12 protein-coding genes are annotated in these 15,401 nt (G+C 73.3%); 2 read left to right on the forward strand and 10 right to left on the reverse strand.

The genetic code is table 11. The features are described 5' to 3' along the window. Positions 1–16: 16 nt before the first annotated feature. The gene (locus tag ACZ5WK_RS24220) at positions 17–1,483 is read right to left on the reverse strand and encodes an MFS transporter (protein ID WP_465549973.1); all 1,467 of its coding nucleotides are present in this window, start codon (positions 1,481–1,483) and stop codon (positions 17–19) included. A gap of 142 nt (positions 1,484–1,625) precedes the next feature. On the opposite strand from ACZ5WK_RS24220, the gene ACZ5WK_RS24225 reads away from it, so the two are divergent. Next, a complete protein-coding gene (locus ACZ5WK_RS24225; RefSeq protein ID WP_465549975.1) occupies positions 1,626–2,345 on the forward strand; it encodes a TetR/AcrR family transcriptional regulator in 720 nt (239 codons plus the stop codon). 75 nt (positions 2,346–2,420) lie between these two features. Here ACZ5WK_RS24225 and ACZ5WK_RS24230 read toward each other — a convergent pair whose 3' ends face one another. Then, complete coding sequence (locus ACZ5WK_RS24230) at positions 2,421–3,395, reverse strand: cytochrome c oxidase assembly protein (RefSeq protein WP_465550037.1); 975 nt, start codon at positions 3,393–3,395, stop codon at positions 2,421–2,423. Positions 3,396–3,584: 189 nt separating this feature from the next. On the opposite strand from ACZ5WK_RS24230, the gene ACZ5WK_RS24235 reads away from it, so the two are divergent. Beyond that, on the forward strand, positions 3,585–4,031 hold the full coding sequence (locus ACZ5WK_RS24235; protein ID WP_465549977.1) for a hypothetical protein: 447 nt from the start codon (positions 3,585–3,587) through the stop codon (positions 4,029–4,031). Between the two features lie 65 nt (positions 4,032–4,096). On the opposite strand, the gene ACZ5WK_RS24240 is transcribed toward ACZ5WK_RS24235, so the two are convergent. The 8 genes from ACZ5WK_RS24240 to asnB all read right to left on the reverse strand — a co-directional run bounded on the left by ACZ5WK_RS24240 (position 4,097) and on the right by asnB (position 15,342). Beyond that, positions 4,097–5,098 (reverse strand): 2-hydroxyacid dehydrogenase, encoded by a 1,002-nt coding sequence (locus ACZ5WK_RS24240; RefSeq protein WP_465549979.1) that lies wholly within the window; start codon positions 5,096–5,098, stop codon positions 4,097–4,099. Between the two features lie 205 nt (positions 5,099–5,303). Next, a complete protein-coding gene (locus tag ACZ5WK_RS24245; RefSeq protein ID WP_396322432.1) occupies positions 5,304–6,329 on the reverse strand; it encodes a 6-phosphofructokinase in 1,026 nt (341 codons plus the stop codon). A gap of 364 nt (positions 6,330–6,693) precedes the next feature. After that, complete coding sequence (locus tag ACZ5WK_RS24250) at positions 6,694–7,422, reverse strand: type 1 glutamine amidotransferase (protein ID WP_396322431.1); 729 nt, start codon at positions 7,420–7,422, stop codon at positions 6,694–6,696. 49 nt (positions 7,423–7,471) lie between these two features. Continuing rightward, complete coding sequence (locus tag ACZ5WK_RS24255) at positions 7,472–8,734, reverse strand: MurT ligase domain-containing protein (RefSeq protein WP_396322430.1); 1,263 nt, start codon at positions 8,732–8,734, stop codon at positions 7,472–7,474. Positions 8,735–9,055: 321 nt separating this feature from the next. Then, on the reverse strand, positions 9,056–10,504 hold the full coding sequence (locus ACZ5WK_RS24260; protein ID WP_465549982.1) for a GNAT family N-acetyltransferase: 1,449 nt from the start codon (positions 10,502–10,504) through the stop codon (positions 9,056–9,058). Positions 10,505–10,594: 90 nt separating this feature from the next. Beyond that, positions 10,595–12,016, reverse strand: coding sequence for a pyridoxal phosphate-dependent decarboxylase family protein (locus tag ACZ5WK_RS24265; protein WP_465549984.1), 1,422 nt, complete (start codon positions 12,014–12,016; stop codon positions 10,595–10,597). A gap of 126 nt (positions 12,017–12,142) precedes the next feature. Beyond that, complete coding sequence (locus ACZ5WK_RS24270; RefSeq protein WP_465549986.1) at positions 12,143–13,276, reverse strand: hypothetical protein; 1,134 nt, start codon at positions 13,274–13,276, stop codon at positions 12,143–12,145. A 215-nt stretch (positions 13,277–13,491) separates the two neighbouring features. Continuing rightward, positions 13,492–15,342, reverse strand: a complete 1,851-nt coding sequence (gene asnB / locus ACZ5WK_RS24275; protein ID WP_465549988.1) for an asparagine synthase (glutamine-hydrolyzing) — start codon at positions 15,340–15,342, stop codon at positions 13,492–13,494. Between the last annotated feature and the right edge of the window lie 59 nt (positions 15,343–15,401).

The following is a 15,401-nucleotide window of genomic DNA, read 5'->3' on the forward strand; positions in this document are numbered from 1 at the left end:
TGGCGGTACGGAGGGGTCAGTGCTCGCCGCCCGGGCGGGCGTTCCGCGGGAGCAGGAAGGCGGCCAGGAAGGCGAGGGCCAGCAGGCCGGCGGTCAGGCCGAAGGTCCAGCCGGCCGCGTGCCGGAAGCCGTCCGAGCCGGCCCAGCCGAAGAACGCGGTGCCGAGCAGCGCGACGCCGATCGAGCCGGCGAGCTGCTGCTGGGCGTTGAGCACCCCGGAGGCCGAGCCGGTCTCGGAGTCCTCGACGCCGGCCAGGGCGATGTCGAAGAACGGCGCCATGATCAGGCCGAGGCCGAAGCCCGTGACGGCCAGCGCGGGGGTCAGCTCCCAGCTGGTCAGGCCGCCGGCCCAGTGCTCGACGGAGGCCCGGAGGCCGAGCGTGCCCGCGGCGGCGACGGCCATGCCCGCATGCAGGACGCGCCGGCCGTACCTGGGGGCGAGGAAGCCGCCGGAGAGGATCGCGCCGGCCACGATGCCGAGCGAGAGCGGGATCATGGTGAGGCCGGAGTGCAGCGGGCTCCAGGCGAGGCCGAGCTGCAGGTAGAGGGTGAAGGTCAGCAGCAGGCCGGAGAGCGCGGCGAAGAAGACCAGCCCGGTGGCGAGCGCCGAGGTGAAGGCCCGCTTGGCGAAGAGCGAGGGCTCGATCAGCGGGGTGCCGCCGCGCCGCAGCACCCGGCGCTGGTGGACGGTGAACAGCCGGAGGGCCGGCAGCGAGGCGGCCATGGCGAGGTAGGTCCAGAGCGGCCAGCCCAGCTCGCGTCCCTGCACCAGCGGGTAGACCAGCAGCAGGACGGCGGCGCTGAGCACCAGGACGCCGACCGGGTCGAGCCGGCCGGCGCCGGCGGTGCGGGTGGTGCGGTCGGCGGGCAGGACCCTGACGGCGGCGAGCGCCGCGAGCAGGCCGAGCGGCAGGTTGATCAGGAAGACCATCCGCCAGCCGGTGCCGAACAGGTCGGCGTCGGTGAGGTAGCCGCCGAGCGTCGGCCCGAGGACGGAGGAGAGCCCGAGGACGGGGCCGAAGAGGCCGAACGCGGCGCCCATCTCCTTCGGCGGGAACATCGCCTTGATCAGGCCGAGCCCCTGCGGGATCAGCAGGGCGGCGAAGAGGCCCTGGACGGTGCGGGCGGCGATCAGGGTGCCCGGGCCGGCCGAGGCGGCGCAGAGCACCGAGGCGAGCGTGAAGCCGGCCGCGCCGGCGACGAAGAGTTTCTTGCGGCCGAGGAGGTCGCCGAGCCGGCCGCCGGTGATCAGCAGGACGGCGAAGGCGAGCGTGTAGGAGGCGGAGATCCACTGGATCTGCGCGTCGCTGCCGCCGAAGTCGCGCCGGATGGCCGGGGAGGCGACGCCGACGATCGTGGTGTCGAGGAGGTCCATCACCTCGGCGGCCAGGATCACGGCGAGGGCGGCCCAGCGCAGGCGGTAGCCGGCCGGTGCGGGCTCGGCCGCCGTGGCGGCCGGGGGAGGGGCGGTCTGACTGGTCATGGGGGCTCTCCTGATGGTCGGAGCCGGACGAACCATGTTCGTCTTAACGAACACTGTTTTCTTGCGACGAACAGTGTTCTCCCATGGAACGGCGTTCGTGTCAAGTAGTGTGGGACCCGACGCCGACCACGAAGGAGCCCCCATGACCAGTGCCGCCCCGCGTCCGAGCTGGTCGGCGCACTGGCAGGAGAAGGAGAAGACGGCCTCCCGGCGCCAGCCGCTGAGCCGCGAACGGATCGTCGAGGCCGCCCTGCGGATCGTCGACACCGAGGGCATGGACGCGCTGAGCATGCGGAGGGTCGGCCAGGAGCTCGGCACCGGCGCCGCCAGCCTCTACGCCCACGTCGGCAACAAGGACGAGCTGGTCGAGCTCGTCCTCGACCTGGCGTACTCCGAGATCGCCCTCGAACAGCCGGACCCGGCCGACTGGCAGGAGCAGATCAAGCGGCTGATGCGCCGCTCGCGGGAGGTGCTGCTCGGCCACCGCGACCTCGCCAAAGCCGCCGTGGTCGCCAACGTCCCGGTGACCCCGCACGCCATGGACGTCGCCGACACCATGCTGGGCATCCTGCGGGCCGGCGGGCTGGACGAGCAGACCGCCGCGTACGGCGTGGACCTGCTCGGCCTCTACACCACCGCGACCACCTTCGAGGCCTCCACCCGGAGCGGCCACACCGAGGCCGACGCCGACGCCTACACCGAGCGGGTGCGCGAGTACTTCAGCACGATCCCGGCCGACCGCTACCCGATGATCACCTCGATGGCCGCCGCGCTCACCCGCAACGTCGGTGACGAGCGCTTCGAGTTCGGCATGGACATCCTGGTCGCCGGCCTCGCCCGGCAGGCGGCCCCCCGCGACTGACCCCGGGAACGACGGAACCCCCACCCGGGCGTCGGGCAGGGGTTCGTCGGGGGAGCGGGACGCCCGGGAGCGGGCTCAGCCGGCGTCGGCCGCCGGTGCCGGGCGCTGGCCGCGCTTGTCCAGCGAGGCCAGGTACGCGTTGTACGCCGCCAGCTCGGCGTCACCGTTGCGGTCCTCGGCGCGGTCCCGGCGGCGGGACACCCGCTGCTCGGAGCGCATCCACTGGTAGACCAGCGCGATCAGCACGATCGCCGTCGGGATCTCGCCGAACGCCCAGGTGATGCCGCCGGCCAGCTTCTGGTCCGCCAGGAGGTCCGTCCCGGGCGGCGCGCCGGCCTCGGTGAAGGTGGTCACCAGCGAGTGGCTGGCCATCATCACCGCCACACCGAAGAAGGCGTGGAACGGCATCCCCATGAACAGCTCGATGATCCGCATCACGTGGCCGGGGCGGTTCGGGCCCGGGTCCACACCCATGATCGGCCAGAAGAACGCCAGCCCGGTGGCCAGGAAGTGCACCATCATGAAGATGTGCCCGAGGCGGTACTGCATCAGGAAGTCGAAGAGCGGGGTGAAGTACACCCCGTAGAGGCTCGCGATGAACAGCGGAATGGTGAACCCCGGGTGCGATATCACCTTGACGTAGGTGCTGTGCAGCAGCGCCACCAGCAGCTCGCGCGGGCCGCGCGGGCGCCCCTTGCCGGCCGGGCGCAGGGCGCGCAGCGCCAGCGTGATCGGCGCGCCGAGCAGCAGCAGGATCGGCGAGAGCATGGAGAGCACCATGTGCTGCATCATGTGCGCGCTGAACAGCACCATGCCGTAGTCGTTCAGTCCGGTGCAGGTGACCAGGATCACCGAGCCGACGCCCGCCACCCAGCCGACGGTCCGGCCGATCGGCCAGCGGTCGCCGCGCCGGTACAGCCGCACCACGCCCGTCCCGTACAGCGCCAGCGCGACCAGGCTGCCGATCAGGAACACCCAGTCGGGGGACCAGGTCATGACGTTGGAGAGGGAGAACGGCCCCAGCTCTGTCATCCCGCCGTGGTGGTGCATGCCTGACATTCCGTCGCCCATGGGCGGGTCCTGCTTTCCCTCGTCGCGGCCCCCTGGTGGGTCCGGTTCGCCCGTTTTGCTTGCGTCTACAGACTAGGCGGGCCTTACCCCGGGGCTTCCCCCGGCCCCCGGCTCCGCGGACGTGGCCGGCGCAGCGTGTTCGCCGGGGTGTCCCTCATCACGCTCCTCGTGGCCGTTGTCGTGCACCTCCTCGACCGGGACGCCACGCCGGCGGGGCAGGTCCGGGCCTCCGGGCCCCGGCCGACGGTACGGACCCGCCGCCTGCTGCTGCTCGGAGGGCTCTGCGCCCTCGCCTATCTGGTGGAGAACGCCTGGCAGAGCTGGTCGGCCGTGCTCCTGCGCTCGGCCTTAGCCAGCAGTGCCGAGGTCTCCGCCCTCGGCCCCGCCCTGTCCGCCGGGTCTGCGGCCGTCGGCCGGGCCCTGGGGCACGGGCTGCTCGCGGGCACGTCACAGCGGGTCGTCCTCACGGCGGGCGCGCTCGTCGCCGTCGCCCTGGCCGGCTGCGCCGCCCTGGTCCGGACCGCGGCCTCCGACCGTCCTCGGTCGGAGCCGACGGCGCCCGCGCGTGCCGTGGCGGAGGACGGCGGGGAGACCTCGGCCGGCTCCCGCGGATGAACGTGCAGGCCGCGAAGTGTCCGCCCGTACCCGCAGGATGATCCGGTCCGGACGCTCCTTCCGGGTCAGGTGCCGGCGGCCGGGACGAGGGTGTTCTCGTTGGTGCGGCCGGCTTCGTGGTCCTCGATGTTGCGGGCGGTGGCGTCGATGATCTGGCCGACGGCGGTGCGGGTGAAGTAGGCCTGGTGGGAGGTGACCAGGACCTGGGGGAAGGTCATCAGGCGGGCGAGGGTGTCGTCGCTGATGCCTTCGACCGAGCGGTCGTAGAAGAAGACGCCGGTCTCCTCCTCGTAGACGTCGAGGCCGACGCCGGAGAGCCGGCCGGCGCGCAGGGTCTCGACCAGGGCGGCGGTGTCGACGAGGCCGCCGCGGCTGGAGTTGACGAGGATGGCGTCGTCCTTCATGCGGGTCAGCGCGGCGGCGTCGATGAGGTGGTGGGTGGCGGGCAGCAGGGGGACGTGCAGGCTGACGAGGTCGGAGCGGGAGAGCAGCTCGGGCAGTTCGGTGTAGGTCATGCCGAGGGCGGTGCAGGCGGGGTTGGGGGCGATGTCCCAGCCGAGCAGCTCGGTGCCGAAGCCGTGGGCGATCCGGGCGAAGCACTCGCCGATCTTGCCGGTGCCGATCACGCCGACCGTCATCCCGTGGATGTCGCGGCCGAGCAGCCCGTCGAGGCGGAAGTCGAACTCGCGCGAGCGGTTCGCGGCCCGGGTGAGCCGGCGGTTCACGGCCAGGGCCAGGGCCCAGGCGTGTTCGGCGACGGCGAACGGGCTGTAGTGGGAGACCCGTGCGACGGTGAGGCCGAGTTCGGCGGCGGCCTCCAGGTCGATGTTGTTGAAGCCGGTGGATCGCTGGGCGATCAGCCTGGTGCCGCCGGCCGCGAGGAGGGTGAGGGTGCCGGCGTCGAGGACGTCGTTGACGCTGCTGCTGACGGCCGGGTAGCCGGCGGCCAGTGGGGCGGTGTCGCGGTTGAGGAAGACGCTCAGGCAGCGCAGCTCGTGCCGGCCCGTGAACGCCTGCTCCAGCAGCGGCCGTTCGTCGGCCTGTACGCCGTACGCGAGGATCTCCATCGGCTGCTTCCTTCCCGTGGTCTGACGGTGGCCCGGCGGTGCTCCGGCGGTGCTCCGGCGACGGCCGGCGGTGCTGGGTTCCGCCGGTCACGCCCCACCGGTCCTGCCCCACGGTCACGCTAGCCCGGGCGCGGGGGCGTCGCGCGGGAACGACACCGGCCCCCGAGCGGGTGCTCGGGGGCCGGCGGCAGGGGGCGGGGGAGGGTCAGATGACCGTCTCCGCCTCCAGGTAGCGATCCTGCGGCACGGTCTTCAGCTCGGCGACGGCCTCGCCCAGCGGCACCAGGTTGATGTTGGTGCCCTGCAGCGCGGTGATGTGGCCGAAGGCGCCCTTGTGGACGGCCTCCACGGCGTGCCAGCCGAACCGGGTGGCCAGCACCCGGTCGTACGCGGTCGGGGTGCCGCCGCGCTGGGTGTGGCCGAGGATCACCGGGCGGGCCTCCTTGCCGAGCCGGTGCTCCAGCTCGCGGGAGAGCTGGGTGGCGATGCCGGTGAACCGCTCGTGGCCGTAGATGTCCTTGCTGCCCTCTTCCCAGTGCATGGTGCCGGGCTCGGGCTTGGCGCCCTCGGCGCAGACCACGATCGCGAACTTCTTCTGCCGGTCGAAGCGTTCGCGGACGACGGCGGTGAGCTTGTCGATGTGGAAGGGGCGCTCCGGGACGACGATCGCGTGGGCGCCGGCGGCCATGCCCGCGTTGAGTGCGATCCAGCCGGTGTGGCGGCCCATGACCTCGACGACCATGACGCGCTGGTGCGACTCGGCGGTGGTCTTCAGCCGGTCCAGGGCCTCGGTGGCGACCGAGACGGCGGTGTCGAAACCGAAGGTGACGTCGGTGCAGGCGATGTCGTTGTCGATGGTTTTCGGCACGCCGACGATCGGCAGTCCGGCGTCGCTCATCAGCTTGGCGGCCTTGAGGGTGCCCTCGCCGCCGATCGGGATGACGGCGTCCAGGCCGAGGTCCGAGCAGTACCGCTTGGCGCGTTCGACGCCGTCGCGCAGGTGGCTCGGCTGCACCCGGGAGGAGCCGAGGATCGTGCCGCCCTGGGCGAGGATGCCGCTCACCGATTCCAGGGTCAGGGGGCGGTGGACGCCCTCCAGGAAACCGCGCCAGCCGTCCTCGAACCCGATGATCTCGTCGCCGTGGTCGACCACCCCCCGGTGGACCACGGAACGGATCACCGCGTTCAGGCCGGGGCAGTCACCGCCGCTGGTCAGCACTCCAATACGCATTGCTTTGCAACTCCCGAGCAGAACCGAGGAACGGCCGGACTACAGGCTGGGACGACGAACCGTCACCGTAGCGGCCCCGTTCCACGCCGTGATGGCGGGGAGATGACCGTGGGGTGAAGGACCGGCCGATCCGGACAGAACATCCGAAACCGGCCGGGAGTGTCGAGCATACGGCCCCTGCGTCCGGCCGGGCAGGAGCCGACGCGGGAGCGGCGCCGTCGGCGCCCCCGCGCGGAAGTGCAGCCTGCTGCCGAGGAGGGTGTGCAGCCGGCAACCCCATTGTCGTACGTCCGGGCCCGTCCGTGGACCGGGTGACCGCATCGCGGGCACCCGGTCGGAGCGGACCGGCGCACGACAGCGTGTGTTACGCGGGGCGCGATGTGGCCGCGATGCGCTCAGCGCGCAGCGCGTCGTACCAGGTGGTGTCGGCCGGCGGCAGGGCGTTGACGTCCAGCGCCAGCTTGATCAGCATGTCCGCCACGGCGGGGTTGCGGGCCATCACCGGCCCGTGCAGGTAGGTGCCGAAGACGGTGTCCCGCCAGGCGCCCTCGGTGCCGTCCCCGGTGCCGTTGCCCCGGCCCGCGGTGACGGTGGCCAGCGGCTGGACGCCCTGGCCGAGGTGGGTGACGCCCTGGTGGTTCTCGAAGCCGGTCAGCTGCGGCAGGCCGAGGCGCGGGTCGACGTCGGCCAGCACGTCGCCGACGCAGCGGGCGCCCTCGCCACGGGTGGTCCAGACGTCGAGCAGGCCGAGGCCCGGCTCGCGCTCGCCGAGGTCGTTGACGAACTCGTGGCCGAGGATCTGGTAGCCGGCGCAGACGGCGAAGATGATCGCGCCGTTCTCGGCGGCCCGGACGAGGCCGCTGTCGTTGCGCAGCCGCTCCGCGGCGAGCCGCTGCGGCCGGTCCTCGCCGCCGCCGATCAGGTAGATGTCCCCGCTGGTGGGCACCGCCTGGTCGGAGCGGACGTCGATCCGGGTCACGTTGAGATGGCGCTGGCGGGCCCGGCGCTCCACGACCAGGGCGTTGCCCCGGTCGCCGTAGGTGCTGAGCAGGTCCGGGTAGACCCAGACCACGCGCAGGCTGCTCTCACTCATCCTCGAAGGCCTTCCGTCACGCAAACTCGATGGGGCTGCTGGGCCGGCATCAGCCGGCCACGACCTTCCGCAGCTGCTGGAAGGCGGTGTAGTTGGCGATCGCCTCGATCCGGCCGGGCGGGGCCATCCGGACGGCCTGCTCCAGCGAGTCCACCACGTGGAACTGCAGCCCGGCGACCTCCAGGCGGACGGCCAGGTCCAGCTTGCGCTGGCCCATCACGAAGACGGGATGGCCGGCGAGGCGCTCGTAGTCGACGTCCCAGAGCCAGGAGGTGTCGGTGCCGTCGGCGTCGAGCGCGTTGACGGAGAGGATGACCGGTGTGGGCGGGCCGTCGATCAGCGAGAAGGTCTCCAGCCAGCCGGCCGGGTTCTTGGCCAGCAGCAGCCTTATGTCGCGGCCCTGGTACTGGACGACGTCGTAGCGGCCGGCCACGGCCGTCACCGACTGCATCCGCTCCAGCGCGACCTGCGGGGAGACGCCGAAGACGGCGGCCACGGCGGCGGAGCTGGTGGCGTTGGCCAGGTTGGCCCGGCCGGGGAGCTGGAGCCGGATGGGCCAGGCGCCGCGCTGCGGGTCGATCACGTGGGTGCCCTGGAGCGCCCAGTGCGGGTTGGGGCGGCGGAAGCCGCACTCCTGGCAGAACCAGTCCTCGCCGGGGCGCTGCATCACGCCGCCGCAGGCGGGGCAGGACCAGGCGTCTTCCTTCCAGGCCTGCCCGGCGGCCACCCAGACCACCTTCTTGCAGGAGGAGGCGGCCCAGGTCACCAGCGGGTCGTCGGCGTTGGCGATGACCACGGCCTCGGTGTCCTGGAGGCCCTCGCGCCACTTCTCGGCCATCATCCGGGTCTCGGCGGCGCGGTCGAGCTGGTCGCGGGAGAGGTTGAGCAGGGCGATCGCCTTCGGGTGGGTGTCGCGGGCGACCCCGGCCAGGTACTTCTCGTCCACCTCGATGACGCCGAAGCGGGCCTCCGAGCCGCCGGCCAGGGCGGAGGTGATGCCGGCCGGCATGTTGGCGCCCAGGGCGTTCGAGACCACCGGGCCGGCGGCGCGCAGCGCCTCGGCGATCAGCCGGGTGGTCGTGGTCTTGCCGTTGGTGGCGCTGACCAGCACCACGTCCAGGTGGTCGGCGAGAGTGGCGAGCAGATCGGGGTCGAGCTTGAGGGCGATCTTGCCGCCGATCACCGAGCCGCTGCCTCGGCCCGCCTTCTGGGACAGGGCGGCGGCCACCTTGCCGGCCGTGACCGCGATCTTGGCGCGGGCGGGCAGCGAGGCGTCGCGTGCGCCTGTGGGCTCCGATTCGGTGCCTGCCATGCTCAGTGGTTCCTCCTTGCTGCGGCACCGCCCGGGGCCGGATAACGGGCCGTCGGGCGGCGGGGACGGGGCCAGCCTACCGACTCCGCCGCCCGGCTCGACGATCCGGACCCCGCGCCGCCAGCTGCGACGGCCCCGGCGGCCCGGCCCGCGGGTCCCTGACGTTCCGTCAGAAAAGGCGGTGTACGGACGGGCCTTCCGCTGCTGGGGACGCCGTTCCGGGCCCCGGCGGTTCCCGGCGGGGCCCGGAGCGCGACCGGGCCGGACGGCGGGGTCGCCGTCCGGCCTGGGGTGCGCCGTGAGGGTGTGGTGAAGAAACGATCACCTGCCCGGCCGGGTCGGCCAGGGGACGGGGAGCTCCTCGGCCGCCTCGGCCAGGTGGGCCGTGATCACCAGGGTGCCCTCCTCGACCTGGTAGTCCAGCGGGGCGGCCAGCTTGCGCATGGTGGCGATCAGCCCGGTGTTGGAGGACTGCGTGACGGCGTACACCGTCTCCACGCCGGCCTCCAGGGCCAGCGCCGACATCCGCCGCATCAGGTCCAGCCCCAGCCCGCGCCGCTGCCAGGCGTCCTCGACCAGCACCGCGACCTCGGCGCTGCCGTCGTCCCACATCAGGTGCCCGAGGGCGACGATCCGCCCGTCGGTGGCCTCCACCGCCAGCGTCTGGCCGTGCCGGGCGTTCAGCAGGTGGTCCAGGTAGCGGTCGGCGTCCCGGACCGGGCCGTGGTAGCGCTTGCGCAGGGTGTCGGGGGAGCAGCGGTGGTGCATGGCCAGCGCCGCGGCCTTGTCGCCGGCGTCCGCGCGCCGCACGGTCAGGTCGGCCCCGGCGGGCTGGGCCAGCCTGGCCCGGACGTCCGGCACCCGGGGGCCGAGCAGGGTGTCCAGCTCGACCAGGGCCTGCGCCCGGGCGAACTCGGTCGGGGTGAACGGCAGGTGCGGGCGGCTGAGCTCGATCAGGTCGCCGGACGGCACCGGCAGCCGCATCACATGCCCGTCCACCCCGGTGCCGCCGCGCCCGGCCGCGCCCGGGTACTGCCGGATGGTGCACTGCCCGAAGAGCTGGCGCAGGGCGATCGGCAGCTCGGCGGCGTCCAGCGCGGTGCGGGTCGCCAGCGCCAGCACGTGGGTGGGCACGTCCACCAGGTCGTGCGCGTCGGCCGGGGCGCTCCAGATGTCGTGCCCGCCGGCCGCCGCCACCAGCGCGGCCAGGTCGGCCCGGGTCAGTGCCTGGGGCGCGCGGACGAAGAACTCGTCCACGGTGCCGCTGGGCAGCGGGTGCGACTGCATCGAGACGATGTTGACCTGCCGCTCCGCGAAGGCCGCGCAGACCCGGGCCAGGCTGCCGGGGGAGTCCTGCACGGTGGTGCGCACCCGCCAGAGCGTGGTCTGCTCGAAGTCGTGCAGCGGCCCCTTCAGCGGCTCCTTCGCGGCAGCCTGCGCCCCGGCTGCGGCCGGGGACGCGGCCGGGGGGGCGGGCGCGTCCGGGGCCGGCGGCCCGTGCAACTGGTGGCGGTGCGACCACCAGGTGTGGAAGAGCGCCGTGGCCACCAGGGCGACCGCGGAGGCGGCCAGCACCACCGGGCCGTCCGGGCCGTGCACCACGAGCTTGGCCACCAGGTCGGCCGCGGTCACCGAGAGGAAGACCGCGGCGAGCTCCACGGTGTCGCGGCGCCAGCGAGGGGTTCTGGTGCCGCGCCGCTGGGCACGGGAGGGGTTCGGCGTCGAGGTGGCGGTCGGTCCGGTCGTCGTCAGCTGCTCCGTGTGCTCCATGCCATCAATCTGCCGCCCCGGTGTTTCACGATCACGAATCCCCCGTGACCTGTCGGTTAATGTCGGTGACTCGCCCGCTCGCGGCCCGCGTCAGAGCAGCTCGCGGGCGGCGGCCTTCACCTCGCTGAGCAGCAGTTCGAGGTCCGCCTCGGTGGTGTCCGCGTTGAGCAGGCAGGCGCGGAGCATCTCGCGGCCGCCGAGCCGGGCGCCGGTGACGAAGACCCGGCCGCGCCGCTGGACCGCCACCGGCAGCTCCCGGTTGACGGCGTCGAGGGCGGCCTCGTCCAGCCCGGGGGCGCGGTGGCGGAACGCCACGATCGACGTCTGCACCTCGGCCAGAAGCTCCAACTCACCGTCCTTCTCGACGAGTTCGCCGAGGTGGCGGGCCAGGGCGGTGCACCGGGCGATGTCCCGGGAGAGACCGTCGCGACCTCGGTGGGCGATGGTGGCCCACACCTTGAGGGCGCGGAACGGGCGGGTCTGCTCGGTGCCGTACTCGGAGAACCAGCCGAGCGCGCCGGCCGCCTCGTCGCGCAGGTAGGAGGGCACGAGGCTGAAGGTGGAGCGCAACTCCTCGGTGTCGCGGACGAGTGCGCAGCCGCAGTCGACCGGCACGCCGAGCCACTTGTGCGGGTCGAGGGCGAGCGAGTCGGCCCGCTCCAGCCCGGCGTAGCGGTGGGCGATCGCCGGGTCCAGCGCGCCGAAGGCCCCGTACGCACCGTCCACGTGCAGCCACAGGCGCTGCTCGGCGCAGAGGTCGGCGATCGGGTGGAAGGCGTCCACCGCGCCGGTGCCGACCGTGCCGGCCGAGGCGACCACCAGGAACGGCAGCAGCCCGGCGGCCCGGTCGCGCTTGATCGCGGCGCGCAGCTCGGCGACGTCGAGCAGCCCGTCCGGGCCGGTGGCCACGGTGCGCAGGTGCCTGCTGCCCAGACCCAGCAGCTCGGCGGCCTTGCGGACGCAGGAGTGGGTCTCCCCGGTGACGTAGCCGGCCAGCGGCGGCATCCCGGCGAGGCCGTCCTCGCGGACGTCCCACCCGGCCGCGCGGGCGGCGCGGTCACGGGCGGCGGCCAGGCAGACGATGGTCGCCATCGAGGTGCCGGAGGTCAGCAGCCCGCCGCCGGCCGGGTGCGGGAACCCCACCAGCTCGGCGATCCAGCGGACCACCGCCCGCTCCAGGTGGACGTCGGCGTGGTCGCCGCCGGCCGAACTGGGGTTCATCGCGGAGGCGGCGAGGGTGGCCAGCACCCCGGCGGGGGCCGGGGCGGAGTTCACCCAGCCGAAGAAGCGCGGGTTGCCGTTGCCCATCGGGTACGGCAGGACGTCGCGCCCGATGGCGGACAGCAGCTCGGTGAGCGGGCGGCCGTCGGCCGGCAGCGGTGCGTCCAGCAGGGCCTGCCGGGCGGCGTCGTCCATCGGCTGCCAGACCGGGCGGGCGGGCAGCTCGGCGAGATAGTCGCTGACGAGGTCGGCGGCGGAGTGCGCGGCGGCGCGGAAGTCCTCTGAGGTCACGGGGTGCTCCAGCGGGTGGGGGAGGCCTCGTGGCGCGGCGTCCTCGGCGCACCTGATCGGGCCCGATCCTACGGAAGGGGGGCCCGCACCGTGCGGTGCGGGCCCCCCTTCGTGCGGCGCGGATGCTCAGTCGAGCGAGGCGGAGAGCCCGCCCGCGGAGCGGCAGTAGCCCTGCATCTCCTTGTCGGTGATCTTGGCGCAGAGCCGGCCGGCCGCGCCGGCGTCCGTGTAGTTCACCGTGTAGTAGCTGACCAGGCCCTCGGCGCAGGCCTTGCGCTGCCAGCCGTCGGCGGCGGTGGCGCACTGCTGGGCGGCCCAGTCCTCGCGGTCCAGGTTGTACTTCATGGTCCGCGAGCCGACGCCCCGGCTGCAGTCCACGGCCCCGCCGGAGGCCTTGCCGTTGAGGCACCACTTCAGCGCCTCGCCGTACACCTCGGGGTGGTTCGGGTAGTCGTGCGAGGAGAGGTAGAAGGTCGGCGCGTAGAAGTAGCAGGCGGACTGGAACAGCGACGGCTGGTCCTTGCACGGGTACAGCGGGTCCTGGGCGAGCTTGTCGGCGGGCAGGTTCGCCTTCGCCTTCTCGTCCTCCTCGTCCGGCCCGAACAGCTGCATGAACAGGCCTTCGGAGCAGCGGATCCGGTTCTGGTCGGTGGTGAACTTGTTGCACAGGTCCCGGGCCTTGGCCACGTCCTGCTTGGCGACGAACATCGTGCCGTGGCCGACGCCGTGGATGCAGGGCCCGCTGTTCTTGGGCGCGCAGAGCTTCAGCAGGTCCACCTCGGGCTGGGCGGAGGCGTTCAGCATCTCCTCGACCGCGCCGTGCAGATAGCCGGCCGCGCAGGTCTCGTGCGGGAAGGAGATGACCTTCTGGAAGTCGGCGTTGTACCGCTTGACCGCCTGGTGCCCGAGCTCGTGCGCGATCGGGTGGCAGAACCGGACGGTGTACGGCTGGGCCTTGGTGATCTTGTCCAGGTCGGCCAGCGCGACGCCGGGGTCGGTGGCCTCCATCTCGGCCATGAGCTTGTTCCGCAGCGTCGAACGCGTCCAGACCGCCGGGTCGCCGGTCGGGGTGGCCGTCGCCCCGGCCTGCTGCGCGCCGGCGGGCGGTGCGCCCGAGCCCCCCGGGCCGGCCGTGCCGGGGGTGGCCGACCCGGCCGCCGAGGTGCCGGCGGCGGGCGTCCAGTCGGTGACGGCCACCGACCCCAGGCCCAGGACCCCCAGCAGGAGGGCGGTGAGAATCGCGAATGCTCGCGGTTGCATGACGGAGATCCCCCGGCGGATCGAGACGGACGGTTCGCTCCCCATCCTGACGGCACGGGGCTGCGAAACCGTGTTTTCGGCCGCCATTCGGGAGGTGTCGGCGACGCTATCGCACGTCGTTCCCGGTCACCGAAGCGGGATGGCCGGGGGTCACCGCCCGGACGGCGCAGTCGCGGACGGGGCCCGCGCCGTGCCGTCCCGGTGGTGACGGTGGCTCAGAGTTCCAGCGAGACCTCGTACTCCGTCAGCCAGGTGTTGAGGTCCAGCGCCAGGTCGGCCCCGAGCCGGACGGACTGCGGGTCGGTCTCCGGGGCGAGCGCGTCGGCGAGCGCCCGGCGGTCGAGCAGCCCCAGGACGGGGGCGTTCGGGTCGGTCGCCAGCTCGGCGAGCTCGGCCCGCAGCAGCGCCGGGTAGCGCGGGTCCTGGACGACGGGGTACGGGCTCTTCAGCCGGTCGGCGATCGCGTCCGGCAGCACGTCCCGGACGGCGGCGCGCAGCAGGCTCTTCTCCCGGCCGTCGAAGGACTTCATCGCCCAGGGCGTGTTGAAGACGTACTGGACCAGCCGGTGGTCACAGAACGGCACCCGGACCTCCAGGCCGTTGGCCATGCTCATCCGGTCCTTGCGGTCCAGCAGGATGCAGACGAAGCGGGTGAGGTTGAGGTACGAGATCTCCCGCATCCGCCGCTCCACCGGGTCGGCGTCCGGCAGGTGCGGGACTTCGGCCAGTGCCTCGCGGTACCGGGCCCGCCGGTACTCGTGCACGTCGAGCTTGCCGATCAGCCCGCGGTCCAGCAGCTGCTCGCGCGGCCCGGTGCCCGTCCCGCCGAGCTGGGTCACCGCGCCCGCCCACGGGAAGTCGTCGGCGGCGACCAGCCGCGGGTCGTGGAACCAGCGGTAGCCGCCGAACAGCTCGTCCGCGGACTCGCCCGAGAGCGCCACGGTGGAGTGCCTGCGCACGCCGCGGAAGAGCAGCAGCAGCGAGATGTCCATGTCGCCGAAGCCGCCCGGCATGTCCCGGGCGCGCAGCACGGCGGCGCGCTGGACCGGGTCGGTGAGCTCGGCGCTGTCCAGCTCGATGACGCTGTGGTCGGCGCCCACGTGCCGGGCCAGCAGCCGGGCGTACGGGCCGTCCGGGGTGGACCGGACCTCGTCGGCCCGGAAGTGCTCGCTCTGGCCGGTGAAGTCGACCGCGAAGGAGCGCACCGCGCCGGCTCCGGCGGCGCGCAGGGCCCTGGCGGCCAGGGCGGTGACGGCGCTGGAGTCGAGGCCGCCGGACAGCAGCGAGCAGAGCGGTACGTCCGCCTCCAGCTGGCGGTGGACGATGTCGTCGAGCAGGGCCCGGACGGTGGCCACCGTGGTGTCCAGGTCGTGGGTGTGCTCGCGGGCCTCCAGCGCCCAGTAGCGGCGGACCGAGACGCCCTCGCGGCGGACCCTGACCACGTGGCCGGGCTGCACCTCCACGATGCCCCGGTAGACCGAGCGGCCGGGGGTCTTGGTGACGGCGAACATCTCGCGCAGCCCGTCGAGGTCGACCACCGGCCGGACGTCGGGGTGGGCGAGCACGGCCTTCACCTCGGAGCCGAAGATCACGCCGTGCGGGGTGGGGCAGTAGTGCAGCGGCTTGACGCCCATCCGGTCCCGGACCAGCAGCAGCTCCTCGCCGCGGGCGTCCCAGATCGCGAAGGCGAACATGCCGTTCAGCCGTTCGGCCAGGCCGTCGCCCCACTCCAGGTAGGCGTGCAGCACCACCTCGGTGTCGCTGCGGGTGTGGAAGCGGTGGCCGGCGGCGGTCAGCTCGGCCCGCAGCTCCCGGTGGTTGTACACCTCCCCGCTGTAGGTGAGGGCGGCCAGCACCCGGCCGTCGTGCTCGGCCGTCATGGGCTGGGTGCCGCCCTCGACGTCGATGACGGCGAGGCGGCGGTGGCCGAGCGCGGCGTGCCGCTCCAGGTGGACCCCGCCGGCGTCCGGGCCGCGGCAGAGCTGGGTGGCCGTCATCGCGTCGAGCACTGGACGTTCGGTGGTGAGGTCGCGGTCGAAGGCGACCCATCCGGTGATCCCGCACATCAGCAAGCCTCCGGTTCTTCCGACACGCATCTCCGATGCGTGTGCGGAGAGTCACGCTA

The sequence above is a fragment of the Kitasatospora sp. NPDC032757 genome (assembly GCF_055579305.1).